24 protein-coding genes are annotated in these 22279 nt (G+C 64.3%); 18 read left to right on the plus strand and 6 right to left on the minus strand.

Annotated elements, in window-relative coordinates; genetic code table 11:
* Positions 1 to 13 precede the first annotated feature (13 nt).
* Together CJU94_RS03410 and CJU94_RS03415 are read right to left on the minus strand one after the other, a co-directional pair.
* Positions 14 to 802, minus strand: coding sequence for a hypothetical protein (locus tag CJU94_RS03410; protein WP_003056223.1), 789 nt, complete (start codon positions 800 to 802; stop codon positions 14 to 16).
* A 6-nt stretch (positions 803 to 808) separates the two neighbouring features.
* Entirely contained in the window at positions 809 to 1711 is a 903-nt protein-coding gene (locus tag CJU94_RS03415) for a WYL domain-containing transcriptional regulator (protein ID WP_003056222.1), read from the minus strand.
* A gap of 89 nt (positions 1712 to 1800) precedes the next feature.
* Between CJU94_RS03415 and CJU94_RS03420 the strand changes: the two genes are divergently transcribed.
* The 5 genes from CJU94_RS03420 (at position 1801) to CJU94_RS03440 (ending at position 7431) form a co-directional block, all read left to right on the plus strand.
* Positions 1801 to 2994 (plus strand): ComEC/Rec2 family competence protein, encoded by a 1194-nt coding sequence (locus CJU94_RS03420; protein WP_003056221.1) that lies wholly within the window; start codon positions 1801 to 1803, stop codon positions 2992 to 2994.
* Complete coding sequence (locus CJU94_RS03425; protein ID WP_011517546.1) at positions 2991 to 5246, plus strand: Mov34/MPN/PAD-1 family protein; 2256 nt, start codon at positions 2991 to 2993, stop codon at positions 5244 to 5246. Before CJU94_RS03420 ends, CJU94_RS03425 begins: the two co-directional genes overlap by 4 nt.
* A gap of 45 nt (positions 5247 to 5291) precedes the next feature.
* Positions 5292 to 6362 carry a ComEC/Rec2 family competence protein gene (locus tag CJU94_RS03430; protein WP_003056219.1) on the plus strand — a complete coding sequence of 357 codons (1071 nt, stop codon included), beginning with the start codon at positions 5292 to 5294 and terminating at the stop codon, positions 6360 to 6362.
* Between the two features lie 376 nt (positions 6363 to 6738).
* Positions 6739 to 7089 (plus strand): DUF2958 domain-containing protein, encoded by a 351-nt coding sequence (locus tag CJU94_RS03435; RefSeq protein ID WP_003056217.1) that lies wholly within the window; start codon positions 6739 to 6741, stop codon positions 7087 to 7089.
* A gap of 63 nt (positions 7090 to 7152) precedes the next feature.
* The gene (locus CJU94_RS03440) at positions 7153 to 7431 is read left to right on the plus strand and encodes a hypothetical protein (RefSeq protein WP_021027902.1); all 279 of its coding nucleotides are present in this window, start codon (positions 7153 to 7155) and stop codon (positions 7429 to 7431) included.
* A 142-nt stretch (positions 7432 to 7573) separates the two neighbouring features.
* Here the strand turns inward: CJU94_RS03440 and CJU94_RS03445 are convergent, their stop codons facing one another.
* Positions 7574 to 7873 carry a hypothetical protein gene (locus CJU94_RS03445; protein ID WP_003056213.1) on the minus strand — a complete coding sequence of 100 codons (300 nt, stop codon included), beginning with the start codon at positions 7871 to 7873 and terminating at the stop codon, positions 7574 to 7576.
* 147 nt (positions 7874 to 8020) lie between these two features.
* A complete protein-coding gene (locus CJU94_RS03450; RefSeq protein ID WP_012204589.1) occupies positions 8021 to 8284 on the minus strand; it encodes a hypothetical protein in 264 nt (87 codons plus the stop codon).
* A 524-nt stretch (positions 8285 to 8808) separates the two neighbouring features.
* On the opposite strand from CJU94_RS03450, the gene CJU94_RS03460 reads away from it, so the two are divergent.
* The 3 genes from CJU94_RS03460 (at position 8809) to CJU94_RS03470 (ending at position 12050) form a co-directional block, all read left to right on the plus strand.
* Positions 8809 to 9636 carry a DUF932 domain-containing protein gene (locus CJU94_RS03460; protein WP_003056211.1) on the plus strand — a complete coding sequence of 276 codons (828 nt, stop codon included), beginning with the start codon at positions 8809 to 8811 and terminating at the stop codon, positions 9634 to 9636.
* Positions 9637 to 9711: 75 nt separating this feature from the next.
* The gene (locus CJU94_RS03465) at positions 9712 to 11778 is read left to right on the plus strand and encodes a ParB/RepB/Spo0J family partition protein (protein ID WP_003056209.1); all 2067 of its coding nucleotides are present in this window, start codon (positions 9712 to 9714) and stop codon (positions 11776 to 11778) included.
* Between the two features lie 62 nt (positions 11779 to 11840).
* Positions 11841 to 12050 (plus strand): hypothetical protein, encoded by a 210-nt coding sequence (locus CJU94_RS03470; protein WP_003056207.1) that lies wholly within the window; start codon positions 11841 to 11843, stop codon positions 12048 to 12050.
* A gap of 130 nt (positions 12051 to 12180) precedes the next feature.
* Here the strand turns inward: CJU94_RS03470 and CJU94_RS03475 are convergent, their stop codons facing one another.
* Positions 12181 to 12699, minus strand: coding sequence for a GNAT family N-acetyltransferase (locus tag CJU94_RS03475; protein ID WP_011517543.1), 519 nt, complete (start codon positions 12697 to 12699; stop codon positions 12181 to 12183).
* Between the two features lie 821 nt (positions 12700 to 13520).
* Between CJU94_RS03475 and CJU94_RS03485 the strand changes: the two genes are divergently transcribed.
* On the plus strand, positions 13521 to 13835 hold the full coding sequence (locus CJU94_RS03485) for a DUF736 domain-containing protein (RefSeq protein WP_003056203.1): 315 nt from the start codon (positions 13521 to 13523) through the stop codon (positions 13833 to 13835).
* A 353-nt stretch (positions 13836 to 14188) separates the two neighbouring features.
* Here the strand turns inward: CJU94_RS03485 and CJU94_RS03490 are convergent, their stop codons facing one another.
* Positions 14189 to 14482 carry a helix-turn-helix domain-containing protein gene (locus CJU94_RS03490; RefSeq protein ID WP_003056202.1) on the minus strand — a complete coding sequence of 98 codons (294 nt, stop codon included), beginning with the start codon at positions 14480 to 14482 and terminating at the stop codon, positions 14189 to 14191.
* 223 nt (positions 14483 to 14705) lie between these two features.
* On the opposite strand from CJU94_RS03490, the gene CJU94_RS03495 reads away from it, so the two are divergent.
* The 9 genes from CJU94_RS03495 (at position 14706) to CJU94_RS03545 (ending at position 22111) form a co-directional block, all read left to right on the plus strand.
* On the plus strand, positions 14706 to 15053 hold the full coding sequence (locus tag CJU94_RS03495) for a DUF2958 domain-containing protein (protein ID WP_003056199.1): 348 nt from the start codon (positions 14706 to 14708) through the stop codon (positions 15051 to 15053).
* Between the two features lie 341 nt (positions 15054 to 15394).
* Entirely contained in the window at positions 15395 to 16153 is a 759-nt protein-coding gene (locus tag CJU94_RS03500) for a DUF2285 domain-containing protein (RefSeq protein WP_011517541.1), read from the plus strand.
* A gap of 83 nt (positions 16154 to 16236) precedes the next feature.
* A complete protein-coding gene (locus CJU94_RS03505) occupies positions 16237 to 16518 on the plus strand; it encodes a helix-turn-helix transcriptional regulator (RefSeq protein WP_023123353.1) in 282 nt (93 codons plus the stop codon).
* 26 nt (positions 16519 to 16544) lie between these two features.
* Positions 16545 to 17402, plus strand: a complete 858-nt coding sequence (locus CJU94_RS03510; RefSeq protein ID WP_011517539.1) for a replication initiator protein A — start codon at positions 16545 to 16547, stop codon at positions 17400 to 17402.
* 253 nt (positions 17403 to 17655) lie between these two features.
* Positions 17656 to 18294: a ParA family partition ATPase gene (parA, locus tag CJU94_RS03520; RefSeq protein WP_003056189.1), complete on the plus strand. Its 639-nt coding sequence runs from the start codon at positions 17656 to 17658 to the stop codon at positions 18292 to 18294.
* A complete protein-coding gene (locus CJU94_RS03525; RefSeq protein WP_003056186.1) occupies positions 18291 to 18554 on the plus strand; it encodes a hypothetical protein in 264 nt (87 codons plus the stop codon). The genes parA and CJU94_RS03525 overlap by 4 nt, the downstream gene beginning before the upstream one ends.
* The gene (locus tag CJU94_RS03530) at positions 18551 to 19075 is read left to right on the plus strand and encodes a DUF2840 domain-containing protein (protein WP_024100078.1); all 525 of its coding nucleotides are present in this window, start codon (positions 18551 to 18553) and stop codon (positions 19073 to 19075) included. The genes CJU94_RS03525 and CJU94_RS03530 overlap by 4 nt, the downstream gene beginning before the upstream one ends.
* On the plus strand, positions 19072 to 19659 hold the full coding sequence (locus CJU94_RS03535) for a S26 family signal peptidase (RefSeq protein WP_011517538.1): 588 nt from the start codon (positions 19072 to 19074) through the stop codon (positions 19657 to 19659). Before CJU94_RS03530 ends, CJU94_RS03535 begins: the two co-directional genes overlap by 4 nt.
* Before the next feature lie 448 nt (positions 19660 to 20107).
* On the plus strand, positions 20108 to 22111 hold the full coding sequence (locus tag CJU94_RS03545) for a relaxase/mobilization nuclease domain-containing protein (RefSeq protein ID WP_024100077.1): 2004 nt from the start codon (positions 20108 to 20110) through the stop codon (positions 22109 to 22111).
* Positions 22112 to 22279 lie beyond the last annotated feature (168 nt).

Raw genomic sequence — 22279 nt, forward strand, 5'->3', positions numbered from 1 at the left:
ATTGGGCAGAACCTCAGTCTGTAGTCGGTTTTACGGCTTTCTTCCGTGAGGAGGAAGAAGGCAACGACGGCAAACATTCAAACAAACGTTCCGCATAGACGAATCCCATCCGCCTTACTGCGTCCTGATCGAAATACAGTAGCCATGCGGCAAGTAGCGCCAGCGAAATGAGCAATGTCAAGCCTGCGGCAAGCCCTGGATCGGCAAGGTGCACCAAGTCAAATTGGAGAGGTGCTACCTGCAAAATCTTTGCAATCAACAATCCGTAGACGACGCCCATGAGGCACGACAGGATACCGACAGGCTTCATCGCCAGCATGTTGCGATGAAATCCATAGGCGATGTTCTCTTTCAGCAAGAGCTGCTTGTTGGAACGCGTGAGTTCGCGAAGCCGCTTAGTGGCACCGATGTAGATGTCGTCTGCCTTGTCTGGGTTTGCTGATTCTTCTTCTGCCGTTGGCATGGCGATACCCAACTTGGCAGTGATCGCCGTGTGATAACGCTGCTTGCTGACACCATCAAGGAACTTGTCGCGGTGGCGTAGTGCGATGGTCGTGGGCATGCCACCCCATTTTGAGACCAGCATCTCTTCAAGTTTTTTACCACGTCCGCGCGCTACGCTCGCGAGTGCATAGATAGCGCCGCAGCCGCCCAGCAGGCCGATCACACCTGTAAGCACAGGGTGCCGAGCCCCGTAGACGCACAACAGCGGCACCAGCACGGGTAAGGCCACAAGAAGGCCAGGGATAACACGTGCCTTGCGCTCGTAGGGGTCTTTGACCAGTTCAAAAATTGTTGTCATGTGAAGTCAGGCCTGTGCCGCCAAGGCGTCGATATAGGGTTGGATTTCATCGCGGTTTTTTAGCGTGATCTGCTGTGCGAGGGGGTCTGGTGCTTCCTTGGTATGCAAACCCAAACGTCTCAGCGTGTAGTACAGAAACGCTTGGCGGCATGGAAGTTTGACCTCTCCATCTTCCATGCCGTAGTCCAACTCTAAGACTCGTTTCTTGGCTGCAGGCAAATCGGGATGCGGTGCAAGTACCAGCGTCAATACAGTTTGCCAATGCGAATCTTGGTTGGAGTCCACTTGGGTCGCCTCGAAGCCATCGATGCGCAGGATTCGAGCAAGGACGAAATCGCTGAAGCGCTGGCGCTTGTGGCAAAACGCGCGCATGTGCCAGCGAAAACCGTCATTGCCAAGGGCGTGGGGAGACAGCAAGCGAACCGATTCATCCAACGACGTCATGGACTGGTAGCTCACCAGAATGGATTCCTGCTGGCGGATTGCGCGCACCACTGCTTCGACGGTCTGCTCATTGATCGTGCGCCAAGGGGACGGGGCCCAATCTGTCTCCGGCGCGGAGCCGATGAAGCTGGCCGTCGGCTCGACAATTCCCATCTTTGTCGCTAGCAGTTCTGCTAGATAGCGTTGCGCCGAGCTTCGTTGGTAAAGCGGGTGAAAACTCTGCGCTGCCGTGTAGGTCTTGGAGCTGCGGTCGTAAGTCAGGTTGCTCGGCGCCAACTCCATGTACTTGGAAATGTCCAGCGATGCCTGCGGGACCGAAATACCAAAGTGCTCGGTGAGATCCATCCGGTTGATGCGCCGCTCCCAGCGCAGACGGAAATCGATGAATTGAAGTCTGCTCTCCAGCCCCCAACTTAGCCCCTTAGGCTCAGCAGGTTCGGCGGCAGGAACGGAAGGTTTTTGCATCAGTCACGCCTAAAAAGTAGACGGATATAAAAAATCGTCGTACATTAACTATACGCGATCATCCTTCGGTCGTCTACCCGGAGACCCCAGTGCCTACAACCATCACGTTTTTTCCCGTCGACAACGGGGACATGACCCTCATCAAGTTCGGCGATCTCGACGCGACGACTCTGCTGATCGACGTAAACATCAGGCAAGACGCCGACGACCCTGACGGGGAGGCGCGCGATGTCGCCAAGGATTTGCGCGAACGACTGAAGAAGGATGAGAACGGCAGGCCGTATGTCGATGCGTTCCTGCTGAGCCACCCGGATCAAGACCATTGCCGAGGGTTGAAGCGACACTTCTACCTAGGGCCACTCGACAAGTACCCGGACGACAAGAAGGACGACAAGGACAAGAAAATCGTGATCCGCGAGATGTGGTCGTCCCCGATCGTGTTTCGACGCGCCAGCAAGACGCACACCTTGAGCGACGACGCCAAGGCATTCAACACGGAGGCGCGTCGGCGCGTGCAACTGAACCGTGACAAGAATTTCGCCGTCGGGAACGGTGACCGCATTCAGATCATGGGCGAGGACATCGACGGAAAAACCGATGATCTCACTTCGATTGTGCGGAAGGTGGACACGCGCTTTTCAACGATCAATGGCAAGAGTTCCGCATTCTTTTCTGCGTTTCTTTTGGCTCCACTGGACGCCCAGGATGACGAGGAAGAGGAAGAGTGCCTGGTCAAGAACCAGTCCAGCGTTATTCTGAACATCACGTTGGCGGCTGACGCGCAGACGCCGGATGGTGCGAAATTCCTTACTGGTGGCGATGCTGAGGTGTTCATCTGGAACCGCCAGTGGCAACGCCACAAGGCTGAAGCAGATGTGCTTGAGTACGACATCATGCAGGCGCCTCATCATTGTTCCTGGCATTCGCTGTCCTATGACAGCTGGTCCGACTACCGTGAAAAAGCCAAGCTCGATGCTGATGCTCGCAAGGCGCTTTCGCAGACCCGTGACGGCGCCGTCATCGTCGCCAGCTGCAAGCCGATTGCAGATGATGACAGCGATCCGCCCTGCATCCGTGCGAAGCGTGAGTACGTGACGATCGTGGACGAAGCAAAAGGCGAGTTCTACTGCACAGGCGAGTACCCCAGCGAAAAGTCCGTGGAACCGCTCGTTTTCACCGTAACCGCTCAGGGTGTGCAACCTCCCTCGAAGAAGGAGTCCGGATCGAAGGCCGCTGCCGTGGTGACCTCTGCGCGCACCCCCATGCCGCACGGAGCATCATGACGGGCACCATCGCAGACGCACTGCATCAACTTCAGCGGCATCGAGGCCTTATCCGCGTTGGCGAGCCAAGGACAACTGGTGCATCGACGGAGATTGAAGTCGATGTTGCGGTCCAACTGCCGAACAGGTCTCGGCGCAATGGTATCTCTGAGACCGGAGTGCGCACCGTCGAGACGTGCGTGCTGGTATTCGGTAGTGACTGGCCCCTGTCTGCACCCGAGCCCTTCTTACGTGCGGACTTCCCGCTCAACTTGCCGCACATCAACCCCCATCGCCAAGGCGAGTTAGTCTCGCCGTGCCTATTCGAAGGGTCGTTGAACGAGCTGCTGCATCGGTTTGGCCTGGACGCCGTTGTCGATCAGTTGATCGACTGGCTGCACAAGGCCGCGGCCGGAACACTCCTGGACCTGGAGCAGGGGTGGGAACCAACGCGCCGAGACAGCTGTCCTTCGACCGTTGTATTCAGTGCCGAGAAGGTCGCGGCCGCCGCTCCCGCTGACGGCACGATTCTGGTGGTTCCCGCAGGCTACGTGACGATCGATGGCGGTCTGTACGCCATCATCAACGCCGAACTGACCGCACAAGTCGATCCTGTGTTTTATCAGGATGTTCACAACGACAAGCTGGGCAAATGGGGGAACGGCCATGCCGCGGCCTTCATCGCGCGCGCTCCGATGACCGACGGCCTCCCGCATGTGATCGGACGCTATCAACCAGAGACAGTTGTCGATCTCGCGACGCTGCTCGATCGAGCAGCGGAGCTTGGTATTGATCGCGACGCTTTGGCCCAGGAAGTGGACGGTTATTTCGGACGCTCAATCCTGGATATGCGACAGGACTCGCATGGCTGGGTGCATGGTTTGTACGCGATTGTGATTCTGGCTGTGCAAAGGCCAGCGTCGCTTGTGGGCTCGCCAGGGAGGAGTGTCGAGGTATTGCCCTATGTGGTGCGCTATGAACTCAACGCTCAATCGCTCCTGGAGCGTAACGCCACGGTTCACCCGGCCTTTCACGCGCATGCGTTGTCTCCTGAACTGCTGGCAAGGACGTCCGGCATTCCATACGCAGCCACATCACAGCCGCTGGTCGTGCTCGGCTGCGGAAGCGTGGGATCGAAAGTCGCGATGCAACTGGGGCGAGCGGGCTTTGGTTCGATGACTTTCGTCGACAACGAACCCATGTCGCCTCACAACGCCGCGCGGCATGCACTCATTGAGCGGGCATCAGTTCTGGTTCCGCCTCGGAAGTCGGCGCTGATGAAGACAGCCTTTGAATCGCTGTCGCATCTTCAATCGCGAGCGTTCGACACCGACGCAGTGACTCTTTTGGTCGATCCGGAACAGTTTGCGGCAACCGTTCCGCAGGATGCGGCCCTCATCGTGGATGCGACGGCGTCACTTCAGGTGCTGGCTGCAGAAACACAATCGGCAGCGTTGGATCAATCCCCAGCCCGATTGGCACGGATCGCGATGTATGGTCAGGGGCGCTGTGTGGCGGTATTGCTCGAAGGAGCTGGCCGTGCCGGCCGAGTTGACGACCTCACGGCGTTCTTGTTCGAGTGCTGCCGGTTTGCACCGGAACTGCGTGCGTCGATTGCCGGCGAGACGTCTGAGCCGACTCGGATTTTCGTGGGTGACAACTGTCATTCGCTGACGATGCCTATGTCTGACGCCGTTGTTTCGCGGTCGACGTCACTGGCCGGCCTGCAACTGGAACGATGGCTCGTTGATGGGCTTCCGAAGGAAGCGACGCTTTGCGCCGGAATCTCAGATGCCGAAGGCCTTGGAATGGCATGGACCCGCGCCAGCCTTGGCCCGACCACTGCGCTTGAAGTCGCAGACGATGGTGGCTGGAACATTCGGGTCCTGTCCCCAGTTGCGCAAGCAATCCATGCTGATGCGCTGCGCTGGGGTGCTCTGGAAACAGGCGGCGCCTTGATCGGCCGCATCTCGTTTGAAAATCGAACCATCACCATTGCAGGCCTTGTTGAGGCACCGCCTGACAGTGTTCGAGAGGCCGCCCGCTTCGTCCTCGGAACCAACGGGCTTGTTCAAAATTTGCGCGCCGCAAACGCGGCCTCTTTGGGGTATCTCGCCTTTATAGGAACGTGGCACAGCCACCCGAAAGGCGGCGCACATTCGGGTATCGACCGAAATACATTGCGCGGCATCGCCGAGGATGCTGGCGGCCTTCCGGCCGTGTCGTTGGTATGGACTCCGACAGGACTCACGTGTGCGGTGGATCGCTGGTAGGTGCAAAGCCACCGGCACTTTGTTGGCATAAAACAAGAGGGATGTATGGCTGACTACTTCGAGATCGACTTTCTTGGCGTCGAAACAGCGAAAAGCGGGGACGCGATCACGCTGCGCTACTCGGTGAATGGCACCGAGGGCGTGCACGTTGTTGACGGTGGGTATCTGGATACGGGTGATCAGATAGTCGAGCATCTGAAGACGTACTATGGAACAACAGTCATCGACCATGTGATCCTCACGCACCCAGATCGCGATCACGCCAACGGACTACGAAAAGTCCTGGAGCAATGCACGGTCAGGAATCTTTGGATCAACCGGCCGTGGATATACGCGGACCAGTTGATCGATCGCTTTGAGACCTATGAATCGGTTGAAGCCCTGCGACGGAAGTTGCGCTCAATCTACGATGCCACGGCAATTCTTGAGGATATTGCGGTGGAGAAGGGAATTCCAATCCATGCCCCCCTTCAGGGGCAGAGCATCGGTCCGTTCGCGGTCATGGCACCTACCCTGGGGCGCTACTTGGACCTGATCGTGGACTCCGCGAAGACACCGGAAGCTGTCGAAGAAAGTGCTTTTGATAGCGCGCTGAGCAGCATATTCCGGGCAGTGAAGGCCGCGACCGCCTACATCAAGTCCCTGTGGGGCGAGGAATATTTCCCGCCTGAGCCGACCAGTCGTGAGAATGAAATGAGTGTGGTGCAGTCGGCTGTCTTGAACGGTCATCGCGTCATGCTTACTGGCGATGCCGGGCGTGAAGCACTGCAGGAGGTGATCGACTACGCACCTTTCGTGGGACTCGCGCTGCCAGGTATTCGGTATTTCCAAGTGCCCCATCACGGCGGGCGACACAACGTTTCGACCGAAGTCTTGGATCAACTGCTCGGCCCACGGTTGAACAGTATGCCGGACAAGCACCATTGGAATGCCATATGCAGTTCTGCCAAGGCGGATGAGGATCATCCGCGGAAGTCGGTGATTCGCGCCGTATTGCACCGGGGTGGGCACTGGGCGGCAACTGAAAGCCAGAACATACGCATCGGGGCAGGCATCACCCGCGATGGCTGGGTGCCGATTCCCCAGGCGGCGTATCCGGAAGATCAAGAAAATTGACAGCGCCTGAAGGCCAGCACCACTTTTCAACTGCCTGCTGACAACTTGGCCTGCATCCCGACGTTCCTTCGTCGGGCTCATGGGCTGCGCCCCGAGCTTCGTGCCGAATCGCAGTCATCCGGCTTCAAGCCCGGACGCTCTGATCTGGACTGACGCTTCGGACCTGCGCGCTACGCTTGTCAATACCGGGGTGGCTGCGTGGTGAGGTGTGGCGGCTTGCTGTTCCCTTCATCGTGCCACGGCGTGCTCGCCGTCAATGACTGCGCACCTTCGGCGCTTGCGGCCTGGCGGCCGTCTTCGATCTTTGACTGCTTGCGCTGCGCCGTGCCCTGCAAGGGCTGGGCAATTCCGCCCGGTAACCTTACAGGAGTTCACCATGAACCACGCATTCATCACGGACGAGCAGCGCATCGTGCTGCTGGCCAACGGCCGCGAATCCTTGGAGAACCCGGACTTCGATCCGGCCCCAGTGGTCAAGCTGTTCACGCCGGATGCCGGCGCGACCTGGCTGCTGACCGAGATTGATCCCGATGACCACGATCACGCCTTCGGTCTTTGCGACCTGGGCCTAGGGATGCCGGAAATCGGCTGGGTCAGTCTTTCCGAACTGGCGACCGTGCGCGGGCGGCTGGGCTTGCCGGTAGAGCGGGATCTGCACTTTCGTGCCGAGAAGCGGCTGAGCGCCTATGCGCGCGATGCGCGGCTGGCGGGGCGTGTCGTTGTCTGACCTGGTTCTGGGGCGCCGCAAGGCGCTCCTGAGCGTTCTCAATCATTTCAGGAGGTCAAGGCCATGAGCAGCCACCACGACTACATCCTCGAAATCACGGCAGAGCATGATGCGTTCAAGCCGTTCCCACCGGAGAACGGCCAGCCCTTGCGCTTTGCGCTCGGCGACGCGGTGATCTATACCAACGGGTTTGGCGCACAGTTCCGGTGCCGCGTCACCGGGTTTTATCGTCCCAGCGGACTTTCGGGCCTGTACGCGCGCGGTGCGCGCTACCTGCTGGACTCGTCATCGCCGTGGATGCCGGTGTCGGAAGCCAGCCTGCGCCCCGACGACCCGGCCTGATGCCTTCGCGCCCCTGGCGGGGCGCTACGCGCTGCGCTTGCCTCCAGGGGAAAGCCCTGCGGGCTATCCCCGCCGCGCAGGCTTGGCGCCCCTCTCGCGCAGCGAACCGGCTGGTGCCGGATCGCTCCCTTCATGCCGGACATTACGATGGCACTTCGGGCGTGGGTGTGTCGGGTTCGTAGTCGCCCAGCCACTCGAAGAGACGTTCGATATCGCAGTCCAGCTGGTTCAGCGTGGCCTGGGCCATTGCGTACCAGGTGGTGCCGTCGTCCGTTTCTTCGGAGGCGGACAGCAGGACGTTGAGCTGTGCGCGCCGTCCCAGCAGGCGCTGCATCTCGTTGCCTACCGTCTTGCGGTCGGTGGTCCAGATGAGGGTCGGCAGAAAGATGCCAGGCCCTTCTGCTCCAGGCGCAGGCGTTCCGGGTTGCATGGGATCGCTCATGGTGGTTCTCCAGAAGGTGGAGATTCCACGGTAGGCATTGGCCCGTGACCGGGCCACTCGAAATTCGCGCTATTTCGGGGGGATTTCGGGATCAGCGCCGATCGGCCGTGGCGCAGTCATGCGGGCGGGCTGCCTTTGAGCCGGTGCTTACCAGGGCTTCCAGCGCCGCTGGGGTGTTTGCGGCACGGCGCCGAGCAATTGGATCGGCGGCAGTGCATGGGGCGCATTGTTCCTGGGGAAGCGCCGGCGCACTTCGCATTCCAGTTCGTGCGCGAGGCCGCGTGCGTCCTTCTCGCCGCGCAGTGCCCGTTGCCGCCAGTCTCGGGCCTGGGCCATCAGTTCATCGTCTTGTAGGGCTCGTATGTCCATGCCATTGCCATTTTGCCGATGGCTGGGTGGGTAGCTGTCCACGGGGATTTCATTGAAGTCATGTGGGCGTCCCCGGCCACCTGGGAGATGGCCGGTCGCGCTCTCGTGCTAGCGCATCGAGCCGCCTGCGGCGTCTCGCCCCCTTCGGGCTTCGATCGTTCCCTCACTCCGTTCGGCTGACGCCTCCGGCCCGGCTTCCAGCTTCGAGCCTGCGCGCTTCGCTTGCCGTGCGGTCGGCTTGTGGGATGGCCGTTGCCATGTCCAGTCCTCTTCCCTGACTTCATCACCTTGTCCGCGACTGTAGCCCGCGGCCGTGTGCCGTCAAGGCGCGCAGGGCCGTGTCCTCGGCTGCGCCTGCGGGCCGCCCCACCCTGCGCTTGTTTCCTTGACGGCCCCCGTCCGCGCGCTCCCTTTCGTCGCGGGCGATGAACTCAGGAAAGACGGTGGCAACAGGGCCAACCGGGTTCCTCGCGCCGACCGCACCGAACAGCCGAAAGGCTGGGCTTCGAATCTTGGAATCCGGTGTGCGGTTTTCTTCAACAGCCTTTTTGTTCAGGAGAAAGACCATGCAACTCGCATCCCGCTTCGCTTCCCATTCCCCCGCATTGCGCAGCGACTCCCCGCTGTCCGATGACCAGATCCGCCGCGTGGCCCCGTCCATCTTCGCGGATGCCCCCCATGAAAGCCGTTCCGAGCGGTACAGCTACATCCCCACCGCCGCCGTGCTGACCGAGCTTCGCAAAGAGGGGTTTCAGCCCTTCATGGTGTGCCAGACCCGCGTTCGCAACGAGGGCCGGCGCGAGCACACGAAACACATGCTGCGCCTGCGCCACGCCAACCAGATCAACGCCCGCGAAGCCAATGAAATCATCCTGCTGAACTCGCACGACGGCACGAGCAGCTATCAATTACTGGGTGGCATGTTCCGCTTCGTTTGCAGCAATGGCCTTGTCTGCGGCGACACCGTGGGCGATGTGCGCGTGCCCCACAAGGGCGACGTGGCGGGCCATGTCATCGAGGGCGCCTATCAGGTGCTGAGCGGCTTCGAGCATGCGCAGGAATCGCGCGAATCCATGCAGGCCATCACGCTGGATGCCGGGGAATCGGAAGTGTTCGCCCGCGCCGCGCTGGCCCTCAAGTACGACGACCCAACCAAGCCCGCGCCCGTCACGGAATCGCAAATCCTGATGCCGCGCCGCTTCGACGACCGCCGCCCCGACCTGTGGAGCGTGTTCAACCGCACGCAGGAGAACCTGACCAAGGGCGGATTGCATGGCCGCGCCGCCAATGGCCGCAGACAGCAGACCCGCCCCGTGCAGGGCATTGATTCGGACATTCGCCTGAACCGCGCCCTGTGGCTGCTGGCCGATGGCATGCGCGCCCTCAAGGCCTGACCCCCTCTGACGTGTTCCCCGCCGGAGGGGCGGTTTCCCCTCCATTCCCTTGTTTCACTTGATTGGAGATTCACCATGAACGCCGTTACTTACACCGAAGCTCAAGCCCTCGACAGCCGCGCAAACGTGCTGCAAGCCGCCGACCCGAGCAAGCACATGATTCTGGTTCCGCTGTCGCGGCTGGTGCTGCGCCCCACGGGCCGCAACGTGCGCAAGACCGTCCCGCGCATGTCCATCCCCGAGCTGGCCGCGAGCATTCAGCGCGTGGGCCTGCTGCAAAACCTGATCGTGATTCCCGCCGCCGATGACCTGCATTACGAGGTGGTGGCAGGTGGCCGACGCTTTGCGGCCCTCAAGCTGCTGGCAAAGAAGCACCGTATCGCCAAGGATTGGGACGTGCCTTGCCTGCAGGTGGCCGATGGCACGGCCCGCACCGCCAGCCTGACCGAGAACGTGCAGCGCGAAGCCATGCACCCAGCAGACCAGTTTGAAGCCTTCGCCGCGCTGGTGGCCGAAGGCCGACCGATTGAGGACATTGCGGCGGATTTCTCCGTTACGCCGCTGGTGGTGCAGCGCCGCTTGAAGCTCGCCAATGTCTCGCCGCGTTTGATGGAGGACTACCGGGCCGATGCCGTGAGCCTCGATCAGCTGATGGCGCTCTCCATCACCGACGACCACGCCGCGCAGGAATGCGCGTTCTACGATGCGCCGCAATGGCAGCGCCAACCCTCGCACTTGCGCGAACGTCTGACGGAGCGCGAGATTGACGCCTACCGGCATCCGCTGGTGCGCTTCGTCGGGCTGGACACCTACGAGCAGGCGGGCGGCGGCATCCGCCGCGACCTGTTCGCGGAGGGCGATGCAGGCGTGTACCTGACCGACGCCGCGCTGCTGGAACGACTGGCGCAAGACAAGCTGGCGGGCATCGCCGCAGAGGTGAAGGCCGAGGGCTGGGCTTGGGCTGATGCCACGCCGGGCGTGACCCATGCCGATCTGCACGCCTTCCAGCGTGCGCCGAGGGAGCGCCGCGAGCCGAACAAGCGCGAAGCACAGCGCATCGAGAGGCTGCAAGCCAAGATGCAGGAGGTGGCCGAAGCCATTGATGCCGCGACGGACGCCGACGACGAGGACAAGGCCGATGCGCTGCAAGAGGAAGGCGAGCGGCTGGGCGAGCAGTTGCAGGCGCTGGAAGACGGCTTGCAGGGGTACGGCGCGAACGTGAAGGCCGCAGCCGGGGCCATCGTCACCATCGGCCGCAACGGCGAGGTGGTGATTCATCGCGGACTGCTGCGCGAGGCCGAGGCCAAGGCACTGCGCACACTGGAGAAGCTGCGCCAAGGGTTCAGCGACCCAGATGCCGCGAACGATGACGAAGGCGAGGACGACGAGCCGCCCAAGGCAGCAGCGATTTCCGACCGACTGGCCCAGCGCCTGAGCGCCCATCGCACCGCCGCGCTGCAAATCGAGGTGGCCCGGCATCCGCAGGTGGCGGTGGCCGCGCTGGTGCATGGCATGGTGCAGACCGTCTTGCAGGGCCGCTACTACGGGCGCGACCTGCCGCTGGGCGTGAGCCTGAAAGTCCAAGACCGGCTGGACGGCATGGCCCCGGACTGGCCCGAGTCACCCGCCGCTGTGGCGCTGCGTGAATTGCAGCAGGCGTGGAGCGGCAAGCTGCCCGAGGACAGCGCCGAACTGTTTGCCGCGCTGCTGGCGATGGAGCAAGGCGAACTGGTCAAGCTGCTGGCCGTGTGCGTGGCTTCCACGGTGGACGTGGTGACGCCTCGCGCCACACCGCACCAGCCCGGCGAGGAACTGGCGCAGGCCGTGGGCCTCGACATGGCCGCATGGTGGCAGCCGACCGCCGAGGGGTATTTCAAGCACGTTCCGAAGGCGGCAGTTCTGCAAGCCGTGGGCGAGTACGCGCCCGATCAGGTTTCCCGGCTGGCGAAGCTGAAGAAGGCCGACATTGCCAGCGAAGCCGAGCGGCTGGCCGATGGCGCGGGTTGGATGCCTGCCATCTTTAAGGTCGAAGGCCCGCAGCAGGCAGTGAAGGAAAGCGCGCAGGAGGCAGGCCCGGAGCAGGACGCCCCGGAGGATGCCGAGGCAATGGCGGATGAACCCGCCGAGGCGCTGGCCGCTTGACCCACGCCGAAGGCAAGCGCCCCGGCTTCGACCGGGGCGCTTCGCTGCAAGGAGAAGCCCCCATGACCCGCACCACCACCAACCGCCCGCGCATGGCGGCGGTCTATGCACCCGGCACGGTGCGCGCCCGCCGCTGGCACGGCGATGGCGACGTGCGCGGCTACCGACCGCCCTCGGGCTGGTCGGCCCGCGCTGACCTCACCGACATACATCCCATCACGGGCCGCGCCTTGCCGCGTGCCGTGTGGTGGATCATCGAAACGAAGGAATGATCATCGTCAGCACCGCGCCCAGGCCGTTCCGCCCTGGGCGCGGTGAAACGCATAATCCGGGCGCGGCGGTGGCCGCGCCCGGTGTTGAAGCCGAATAGCCGGGGCATTACGCCGCCGCCTTCACTGGCACTCAGGCGGCGGCGTTGAAGGCATCGCTGTACTGCGCGATGCCTTCGGGCACTGGCCCATGGAAGGCCAGTGCGAGAAAATAGCCGGGCGGCACGCCCGGCAGTTGCAGGCCCGCATGGGCCTGGAAGCCAAAGCGCCCGTAGTACGCGGGCTCTCCGAGCAGCACACAGCCTTCGGCCTGCATGGCCCGCAGTTCAGACAGCGCCTGTTCCATCAGGCGCGAGCCGATGCCGTGCCCCTGCCTCTGCGGCAGGACGGAGATCGGCCCCAGGCCGCACCAGCCTTTGGCCTTGTGGCCGTGGTCGTTGGTGATAGTCACCGGCGACAGAGCCACATGGCCGACGACCTGGCCGTGTTCTTCGGCCACGATGGAAAGCGTCAGTTCGCTAGCGTCGCGCAATGCACGCACGATGAATTGCTCCGTGTGGCTGGTGTGCGGCGCATCGGCGAAGGCGGCAATGGTCACGGCCTCGATAGCGGCAATGTCGTTCGTGGTTTCGTGTCGTAGCTGGATGGTCATGGTTTTCTGCGTTCCCTGCTCAAAATATAGAACGGCCTGGGCGTGTCGGCGCGTAGCGCCGCCGGGCTTTCGGGCTGCGCCCCGTGCCGACTTCGCTGTCACGGCCATTCGGCTTCAATCCACTCACGCCTTCGCGCCTGCGGCGCTGCGCGCTGCGCTTGCCTCCGGGGGATCGGCGCAAGGCCCATCCCCGCCGCGCGAGCTTGGCGCCCCTCGATGCCGCCGAACCGTCGATGCCGGATCGGCCCGGCCAGCGCCCCGCCGCAATGGACGGAGCTGGCGAACACGCTGGTGCTTGCTGCGGCAGGTTGTGCGAATGCGTGCCGTCCTCAACGCTGGCGGTTCTCGCCCATCACGTCACGAAGGACGGTTCACGGACATCCCGCCCGGCATCGCTATGGAGCTTCCACGCCACGCCTCAAGACCGGCGCCGCAAGGTGCGGCCGGGGCGTTCTCGCTTGTCGTCGGATGGTTGACCTGGCCCGCGTCAGTGGGCGAGCCGGTGCTGCCTTCGTGCGGGGATGCCGAGCCGGCCCTGCCTCCTTTCGATGCGGTTCGGCCCAAGGCGTCCTTGTGTTGTTGTGAATCCTAGCGGTGGCGCGGCTGCGCCTCGGGCTTCATGGCTGCAACCGTCCGGCGAAAACAATTTCCCCTGCTTTGTCACTGCGTTCGGCGCATTCCTCGCGGGACAAATTCTTTTCGCCTCCCGGCTCTCCACTGCGTTGCGACCGCAAGCGGTGCAGCCCGCCCGTCCCCCGCCGGCCGGATCACAACAAGGACGCGATGGGCGCGAACCTTGTTCCACCAAAAGGAGTTTCATCATGGCCAACATCGGCACCTTCACCGCAGACAAAGACGGCTTCACCGGCACGCTTCGCACCCTGACGCTCAACGTCAAGGTCAAGCTGGTGCCCAACGACAAGGGGGACAACGAGAAGGCCCCGGACTTCCGCCTGCAGGCCGCCAGCCACGACATCGGCGCGGCGTGGAAGAAGACCAGCGAGGCCGGGCGGGAGTACATCTCCGTGACCCTCGACGATCCTTCGTTCCCGGCCACGGTCTATGCCCGCCTGATCGAAGGAGAGAACGGCACGCACGACCTGATCTGGTCGCGCAGCAAGCCCCAGGCGGCCTGACGGCCGCCAGCGCCCCGCCCACTGCGGCGGGGCGCTGTACTGCTTGGATCAGCAGACTGGAAGGCTTGGCTCTCCCAGCTTCGTGATGGTGGTGGTCGGGCAGCATCACCATGACTTCGTGTTGCCAGGGCGAATGCAGGGCGATTCGGCGCACTGCGCCGACCGGGCTTTGCGGGCTGCGCCCCATGCCGACTTCGCCGTCATGGCCATTCGGCTTCAATCCCTATCGCAGCTGCGCGCTTCGCTTGCCTCCGGGGGAAAACCCTGCGGCCTCTCCCCGCCGCGCGATGCTTGGCGCCCCTGAAGTCCCCGAACCGGCTGCACCGGATCGGCCACGCCAGCGCGGTCGCACGCTATGGCGTGTCACTCTTCTTCGCCACAGTCTCCAACTCCTGGCGCACCTGCGCCAGCAGCTGATCGACCTGCTGCAGGTCGTCGCCGGCATAGGCCAGCGTCAGCAGCGTGAGCGGGTGCACCTCCATGACCTCGCACAGCTCGGCCAGCTTGTTCAAGGTGGGGCTTTTGAGGTCGCGTTCCAGCGTGCTCATGTAGGTGCGGCTGGACACGTCCGAGAACGCTTCCTGGCTCAAACCACGTGCTTTCCTGATGGTCTTTAGTGCCTCCGACAATGTATGTTTCGCTGCCAACCCTGGATCTCCGCAAAATCCAAGATGACATCCGATTGAGCCCTATAGGGCTACAATCTATAGTGTTCAACTATGCCCGCCTGCCGCTTTCGTGCTTTTACGGAAATCCGTATCTGCAGCTTCTCACAGAAGCACAAAACCGCATCCGTGCCTTTCCACAAACCCGCCGATGCGGTTTTGCGCTTTCACGCTTCGGCGGTTTTGTGCGAATGAGGTGACGCCCATGAACCAACTCATGACCGAGGACGAGCGCAAGCAACTGCTGGAACACGGCCGGGTCCGGGCCGCTGGCCGGGCCATCGACCCGCTGCCCGTGGTGCGGTTGTTCACGCCGGACGCACACGCCACTTGGCTGCTGGTGTCGCTTGACCCCGCTGACGGCGATACGGCCCATGGCCTGATCGACTTGGGGATCAGCATGCCTGAGCTGGGCGAGATCAAGCTGTCCGACCTCGCATCCATCGTCGGGCCGAGCAAACAGCCCGTGATGCGAGATCGGTATTTCCGGGCGGTGCGCCCGTTGTCGGAGTACCTGCGGCTGGCCCAGGAGAACGGTTCCGTCCTCGATTGAGCCGTTCGCGCCACGGCCAAGCCGGGCGCATTGAGGCTATTTCGGTCTTGCTCCAGACCCGTCAGGTCTTAATCCGCACTGTTGCACCAAACCAGTGCCACCCTGACGCAAACGGTCATGACGCCAGCCGTGCCATCGGGCACGGTGGATAGCGCAGGAGGCCGCATTTCCTCGCGCGCCACCGTCGCATTCAGACGATCCGCGCAATCCATCGGATGCTTTTCGTCTTGACACGCAAGTTACTAATCTACCAGCTTATTCACGATTGGATGCTAGTTCGATGCGGTGACGTTGGCGTGTGAAACCAGTGACGGCCGTCCTGCTCTACGGGAGCTTGCGTCATGGCCGAACCGCACCACCTCGCGCACTGGTATCCGACCGCCGCCTACCTCTACGTCCTGTGTCTGGACACGCTCGCACTGGCCTGGGAGTACCTGCGCCGCCATCCCGACTACCGGATCGACTGGCTGCGCCGTGCGCGCTGCCCCGATGCCGCGCATCGCTGGGGCTTGCGTCTGCTGGAAGACCCGGACGTGGATGCGCGTGACGCGCATCCGGCCTGGCTTCCCGGCCATGGGGCCGTGGTGCAGCTTCACCCCGATGCCGATCCGCCTCCGGATGCCACCGCCTTCGCGTTCTGGCGCATCCCCGGCCACAAGCAGTTGCTGCACGACGGCAAGGGTCTGGCGCTGATCGCGCGCAGCCCCAGCCTTTGCCAGCGCTATGCGCTGGCGCCTGGCCTGGAGGACGGCATGGCCGTGGCCCATGCCTATCGTGGCCGTCACGCCGCCCCTGCGGCCCCTATGCCTGGTACGCCTGCGTCAATGGCTCGGCCCAGGCCACCGCCTGCGGCGCTGCTGGAGCTACACACCCTGCAGGCGCTCGACGCCACCCTGGCGGGCGCGTCCTTGCGCGACGTCGCCGAGGGCTTGTTCGGTGCGGACGCCGCAGCCGGCTGGTACAGCGACGGCGGCCTGCGCTCCAAGGTGCGCCGCCTGGTGCGGCGCGGCGATGCGTTGATGCGCGGCGGCTATCGCCGCCTAGCACAACTGCCGCCGCTTGAGAAGGGTCGTTTTGAAGAGAGCGCAAAACGACCCTGAGCAGGAGGGCTTCGTTTTCTGAGACTGCCTTCATCCGGTTGCGCTGTGTGGCCGGAGCCCTGCAACCGATGGAGGTTCTCACCATGCGTCCTGCTCCCTTGCGGCCTGCCGCTACTGTCTCGACCGCTGCCGCGCAGCCCCAACGCTATCTCACCAACGACGAAGCCGCCGAGTACCTGCGCCTGTCGCCGCGCACGCTGGAAAAGCAGCGCGTGCTGGGAGGCGGTCCCAAGTTCCGCAAGTTCGGCCGCCGCGTGATGTACGCCGTGGTCGACCTCGATGCCTGGGCCGCCGAGCGCAGCTTCGAGAGCACGTCCGAGCCCGAGTACGCCGAGCAGCATTCGGCGGACAGCCGTGCGCGCTGATCGCTGGCGCGCGGGTGGCCTTCGCCATGTCCAGCCCCGCGCTGCCCATGCGGCAGCGACCGATGCAAGAGCGCGAACAGCTCGATCTGTTCCGCGCCTTGCCGGGCGACATGGCGCCGCGCGACAGCCAGGACTTGATGGCCTTTCCGTTCTTCTCGCTGGCGAAGTCGCGGCGCACGGCGCCGATCGACTTCCGCGCCAGCGGCATCACGATCCGCGTGGAGGGCACGCAGGAGCATGGCATCGCCACGATTTGGGATGCGGACATCCTGATCTGGGCTGCAAGCCAGATTGTGGAAGCCCGCGATGCGGGCTTGCGCCCGTCGCGGCTGATGCAGGCCACGCCCTACGAGATCCTGCGCTTCATCGGGCGCGGTACGTCGCTGCGCGACTACCAGCGCCTCAAGGCGGCCTTGGATCGGCTGCAGTCCACGACCGTGGCCACGTCGATCCGCGAGACGACCGGGCGGCGCCTGCATCGCTTCTCATGGATCAACGAGTGGAAGGAACTGGCCGATGCCAAGGGCACCCCCTTGGGGCTGGAACTGATCCTGCCGGACTGGTTCTATGCGGGCGTGCTCGATGCTGCCCTCGTGTTGACCATCGACCCGGCGTATTTCCGGCTGACGGGCGGGATCGAGCGATGGCTGTACCGCCTGGTGCGCAAGCACGGCGGGCGACAGCCTGGCGGCTGGCAGTTCGACTTCCAGCACCTGTACCGCAAGTCGGGCAGCGTGGCGCGGTACTACGACTTCGCCGCCGACCTGCGCGCACTGGTGGTGCGGCAAGCCTTGCCTGGCTACCAGTTGGGCATCGAGTACGTCTCGGGCATTGCCTCGCCGCTGCTGACGTTCCGGCCCGTGCCGTCCACGGCACGGGGATAACTGCTGCGCAGCCTGTGGACGGACTCGTGCTATCAGGCAACAGAGGTATCGTGCTATCAGGCAACGAATCCTCGTGCTATCAGGCAACAAAACCGGCCGCAAAGCTAATACTGGCGCGGGTTTCGGCCTCTCCTAACTTCCCTAACTTAAATACTCTAACTGGTAGTAGCAGCGCCGCGCCTCGGTGGACAACCGCCACAGGACGCGAAGCGCAGCGGCAACAGGCGGGCTTTCCGACACGGAGGGTCCGGTCATGATCGTCGCGCTGCTCAACCAGAAAGGCGGCGTGGGCAAGACCACGCTCGCCACCCACATCGCCGGCGAGCTGGCGATGCGCGGGCAGTCGGTCATCCTGCTGGATGCCGATCCACAGGGCTCCGCGCTGGACTGGACACAGCGCCGCAGCCAGCAAGGTTTGCCAAGGCTATTTAGCGCCGTGGGCCTCGCACGCGAAACGCTGCACCAGGAAGCGCCAGAACTCGCCAGGCGGGCCGATCACGTCGTCATCGACGGGCCACCCAGGATCGCTGCCTTGGCGCGCTCCGCGCTGCTGGCGGCCGAGCGGGTGCTGATCCCGGTGCAGCCCAGCCCCTACGACCTGTGGGCCAGCGCCGAGATGGTGGCGCTGATCCGTGAGGCGCAGGTGTTCCGGCCTGCGCTGCGCGCGGCCTTCGTCATCAACCGGCGCGTGAGCACCACCGTGATCGGACGCGAGGCCCGCGGCGCGCTGGCCGAGCAGCCGCTTCCTGCGCTGCGCGCGGAAGTGCATCAGCGCATCGTGTTTGCCGACAGCGTGGCCGCCGGCCGGCTTGCACGCGAGACGGCGCCAGACAGCGCCGCCGCGCGCGAAATCACCGCGCTGGTCGATGAACTGCTGCGGTGGCCGTCATGAGCACTCCTGCCAGCAAGCGCACGGGCAAGCGCATCGGCATCGGCGCTCGCCCGCCCGCGAATCCGCACGCCGAGGCGTGGATTCGCCAGGGCAGTGCCGATGACCTCCAGAAAGGCGACCTCTACACGGCCCGCCTGACCCTCGACATCACGCCCGCCATGCGGGCGCGCATCAAGGTATCGGCCTTCACGCAAGGCGTGACGGTGGCCGATCTGTTGCGCGCGCTGCTGGAGCGGGAATTCCCGGAGAAGTCCTCATGAACACACCCGCCTCGACGGCTTCGGCACCGCCGTCCATCCCGCCTGTCGGCGTGGCCGACGGCGTACCGCTGACGCGCGTTGCGCTCGCATACATCGACCAACGCTTCGACCTCTACCTGCGCTTCGGTGATCCTGCCCGCATCATCCGGTTCGACCGCTGGCGCCGCTGCGCGGTGTTCACGCCGAATGCGGTTCTCTGCCGCATCCGCTGGCAGGCCAACGACTACGGCACGATCCGCTGGCAGCTCATGGTGATGCAGGCGTGCATGCCGATGGATGGCGCGCAGCGCATCTCCGGCGTGCAACCCGGCGCGCGCCTCTTGCTGCACGCCGAGGGTGAGCAATCGGTGCGTGCCGTGCTGGCGCGCATCGACGCCATCGAGGCGCTGGGCATCACGCCTGTCGGCGTCTCGCCCGCGTACTGGCGCACGCTCGCCAACCGGCTCGCAGCGCACTTGCCGCTGCACGAATACACCGCCGAGCGGCACGCCGCCTGGCTGGCCGGGAGGGCGCTGCCATGACCGCAGTTTCCACTTCCGGCACCGCGCCGCACCCTCGCTTGCGCGTGCGCGCTCGCCTCGTGCTGGCGGGCCTGTCCGCCTGCGGCCTCGCTGCGCTGGCCTGGGCGTCCTTCGTGCATCCGCTGCCACGCCTGACCTACAACCCGTCCGACAGCGTGGAGGTCGGCTGGTATCGCATCGATCCGCTCGACCATCGCACCAGCTCGCCACCACGTCCGTTGTCGGTAGGCAGCATCGTGCTGGTGCCGCTGCCTGCCGAGGCTGCCGCGCTCGCTGCGCAGCGCGGCTACCTGCCGACGCGCATTCCTCTGCTCAAGCGCGTGGGCGCGGTGGCGCCGCAAGAGGTGTGCATCGCTGACGGCAAAGTCCGCATCGACGGCGTGCCTTCAGCCGCCGTGCTGTCTGCCGATCGCTGGGGCCGGCCGCTGCCATCCCGGCAGCAATGCCACCGCTTGCGGCATGGCGAGCTGTTCCTCCTCAGCGTGACCAATCCGGCGTCGTTCGATAGCCGGTATTTCGGGCCGGTCAGCGCAGCTTCCGTGATCGGCGTTGCGCGCCCCGTCTGGCTGGAGTCGCGCCCATGATGGCCACCGATTCGCTGCGCATCATCGTGCTATCGGGCGTGTCGTTCTGCTGGCCGTTGTCATGTCGTCGCGCGTGCAGTGCGAGCGCATCCGCGCTGCACTTCGCGCTGCCTCCGGCGCAGCCGTCCCACGTGCAGGCGTCTTGCCTCGAACACGGCTGGCCTGCGGCCATTGCCGTGTTCGCCGGTGCGCTGGCTGCTGGTGCAGCCTTGCCACCGGGCCGCAGTTGCCGGGATCGAGAACCTGGGGGACAGGGGGAGGCAAATGCGGAAGGCAAGACAAAAGGACGCGGCACCGGGCCGCGTCGAAAGCCAGTCTGCACGTGGGGGTGGCGCGGCACGGAGCGGCTTCGCCGCCGTGCCGCGTATGGCGCGAGGCCCGCGCCAATGCAGGCATGTCCGCGTGCTTCGCACGACAGGACACGCCAGAGCTTGCAGGGAGCACAGCCATGAGCGACCGCCGCGATGACGATTTCCGCGTGCACCCGAACCCTCCAAAGGCCCCGAAGAACCGGGGCAAGGGCCAGGGGCAGAGCTTCGTTTCCAAGGTGCTCAAGCAGACGGGCAAGGCCAGCAGCGGCAAGTCCACGGTGCGCCGTCCTGGCTCGGCGGGCGGCACCGGCCAACGGCCCGGATCGCGCCTGGGGCGCGGCCATACGGCGGCGCGCTTTGCGGGCGCGAAGCTGACGCCGATGTCCCGGCGCGTGACCATCAAGACGCTGCTGGTGAATCACCAGCGGGCCAGCCCGCAGTCGCTTGCCAAGCACCTGCGCTACATCGAGCGCGATGGCGTGGGTCGCGACGGCGAGCCGGGCCAAGCCTATAGGCCGCAGACAGACATGGCCGACCTCGACGCCTTCAAGGAACGCTGCGCCGACGACCGGCACCATTTCCGCTTCATCCTCTCGCCCGAGGATGGCGCGGAGCTGGAAGACCTGCGCACCTACACGCGGCACCTGATGCAGCGTATGGAGGCCGACCTGGGCACGGGCCTCGATTGGGTGGCCGTGAACCACTGGAACACCGACAACCCGCACACGCACATCGTCGTGCGCGGGCGCGACGACACGGGCAAAGACCTCATCATCGCGGGCGACTACATCGCCGTTGGCTTCCGCCACCGCGCCGCCGAGCTGGCGACCGAATGGCTGGGGCCGCGCACCGAGCTGGAGATCCAGCAGACCTTGCAGCGCGAGGTGGAGCAAGAGCGGTGGACGAGCCTGGATCGCACCCTCAAACGAGAAATGGGCGAGGCCGGCGGCGATGGCCTGGTGCATACCGAACGGCTCAACGAACCCCGCTTGCAGCGCCGGCGCCTGCTGCTGATCGGCCGCCTGCAACGCTTGCAGCGCCTGGGCCTGGCCGACGAGACGCGGCCGGGCACCTGGGCCGTCCATGCCGATGCAGAGAAGACCCTGTGCGCCCTGGGCGAGCGCGGCGACATCATCCGCACGATGCAGCGGGCCATGCGCGGCGAGCCGCGCGAGCTGGCGGTGTTCGAGCCGGGGGACGACGGCCGAACCATCCTCGGCCGCGTGGCCGCGAAGGGGCTGGCCGACGAGTTGCGCGACCGGGGCTATCTGGTCATAGACGGCGTGGACGGCAAGGCCCACTACGTCGCGCTCAACGCCCGCGACGAGCTGGCGAACTATCCGACCGGGGCCGTAGTGGAGGTGAAGGGATCGGCCGATGTGCGCGCGGCCGACAGGAACATCGCCGCGCTGGCGAGCGATGGCTTGTACCGCACCGACCACCACCTCGCCATCGCGCAGGGCCAGGTCGTACCGGGCCGCGACCCGCAGGAAGTTGTGGCGGCCCATGTCCGCCGCCTGGAAGCTCTGCGCCGGGCGGGCATCGTGGAGCGTGTGGCGGAAGGGCTATGGAAGGTGCCGGGCGACCTGCCCGAGCAGGGCCAGCGCTACGACGCGCAACGCCTGGGCGGCGTGGCCGTGGAGCTGAAATCGCACCTGCCCATCGAGCGGCAGGCACGCGTGATCGGGGCCACCTGGCTCGACCAGCAGTTGATCGGCGGCGGCTCGGGCCTGGGCGACCTGGGCTTTGGCGCGGAGGCCAAGCAGGCGATGCAGCAGCGCGCCGACTTCCTGGCCGAACAGGGGCTGGCCGAGCGGCGCGGGCAGCGTGTGATCCTGGCGCGCAACCTGCTGGGCATGCTGCGCAACCGGGAACTGGCGCAGGCCGCGAAGGACATTGCCGGCGAAACCGGCCTGGAGCATCGCCCGGTGGCCGACGGGCAGCGCGTGGCCGGCATCTACCGCCGCAGCGTCATGCTCGCCAGTGGGCGCTACGCGATGCTGGACGATGGCATAGGATTCAGCCTGGTGCCCTGGAAACCGGTAATTGAACAGCGCCTGGGGCAGCCGCTTGCGGCCATAGTGCGCGGTAGCGGGGTATGTTGGGAGATCGGGCGTAAACGCGGGCCTGCTATCGTTTGAGACGATGGACAAAACGTTTTTTTCCATTCGATACCGAAGGCCTGCAATGTTTCGATCAAGAAAGCATCGCACGCGCACGGGGCATCTGCTGGCTCTACACTTGATCAAAATATTCGGCAAAAATTTGGCCGAATATAGTTCAGTCGCACGAACTTTTCTGGTGTGTCA

The organism is Paraburkholderia aromaticivorans (assembly GCF_002278075.1).
Lineage (GTDB): Bacteria > Pseudomonadota > Gammaproteobacteria > Burkholderiales > Burkholderiaceae > Paraburkholderia > Paraburkholderia aromaticivorans.

Coding starts and splice junctions, on each gene's coding strand:
- CJU94_RS03510 (WP_011517539.1), top strand. CDS start 16,545: ATGTCCAGCCCCGCGCTGCCCATGCGGCAGCGACCGATGCAAGAGCGC.
- CJU94_RS03435 (WP_003056217.1), top strand. CDS start 6,739: ATGAACCACGCATTCATCACGGACGAGCAGCGCATCGTGCTGCTGGCC.
- parA (WP_003056189.1), top strand. CDS start 17,656: ATGATCGTCGCGCTGCTCAACCAGAAAGGCGGCGTGGGCAAGACCACG.
- CJU94_RS03415 (WP_003056222.1), bottom strand. CDS start 1,711: ATGCAAAAACCTTCCGTTCCTGCCGCCGAACCTGCTGAGCCTAAGGGG.
- CJU94_RS03430 (WP_003056219.1), top strand. CDS start 5,292: ATGGCTGACTACTTCGAGATCGACTTTCTTGGCGTCGAAACAGCGAAA.
- CJU94_RS03465 (WP_003056209.1), top strand. CDS start 9,712: ATGAACGCCGTTACTTACACCGAAGCTCAAGCCCTCGACAGCCGCGCA.
- CJU94_RS03525 (WP_003056186.1), top strand. CDS start 18,291: ATGAGCACTCCTGCCAGCAAGCGCACGGGCAAGCGCATCGGCATCGGC.
- CJU94_RS03545 (WP_024100077.1), top strand. CDS start 20,108: ATGAGCGACCGCCGCGATGACGATTTCCGCGTGCACCCGAACCCTCCA.
- CJU94_RS03530 (WP_024100078.1), top strand. CDS start 18,551: ATGAACACACCCGCCTCGACGGCTTCGGCACCGCCGTCCATCCCGCCT.
- CJU94_RS03470 (WP_003056207.1), top strand. CDS start 11,841: ATGACCCGCACCACCACCAACCGCCCGCGCATGGCGGCGGTCTATGCA.
- CJU94_RS03460 (WP_003056211.1), top strand. CDS start 8,809: ATGCAACTCGCATCCCGCTTCGCTTCCCATTCCCCCGCATTGCGCAGC.
- CJU94_RS03495 (WP_003056199.1), top strand. CDS start 14,706: ATGAACCAACTCATGACCGAGGACGAGCGCAAGCAACTGCTGGAACAC.
- CJU94_RS03475 (WP_011517543.1), bottom strand. CDS start 12,699: ATGACCATCCAGCTACGACACGAAACCACGAACGACATTGCCGCTATC.
- CJU94_RS03485 (WP_003056203.1), top strand. CDS start 13,521: ATGGCCAACATCGGCACCTTCACCGCAGACAAAGACGGCTTCACCGGC.
- CJU94_RS03500 (WP_011517541.1), top strand. CDS start 15,395: ATGGCCGAACCGCACCACCTCGCGCACTGGTATCCGACCGCCGCCTAC.
- CJU94_RS03425 (WP_011517546.1), top strand. CDS start 2,991: ATGACGGGCACCATCGCAGACGCACTGCATCAACTTCAGCGGCATCGA.
- CJU94_RS03440 (WP_021027902.1), top strand. CDS start 7,153: ATGAGCAGCCACCACGACTACATCCTCGAAATCACGGCAGAGCATGAT.
- CJU94_RS03445 (WP_003056213.1), bottom strand. CDS start 7,873: ATGAGCGATCCCATGCAACCCGGAACGCCTGCGCCTGGAGCAGAAGGG.
- CJU94_RS03535 (WP_011517538.1), top strand. CDS start 19,072: ATGACCGCAGTTTCCACTTCCGGCACCGCGCCGCACCCTCGCTTGCGC.
- CJU94_RS03410 (WP_003056223.1), bottom strand. CDS start 802: ATGACAACAATTTTTGAACTGGTCAAAGACCCCTACGAGCGCAAGGCA.
- CJU94_RS03505 (WP_023123353.1), top strand. CDS start 16,237: ATGCGTCCTGCTCCCTTGCGGCCTGCCGCTACTGTCTCGACCGCTGCC.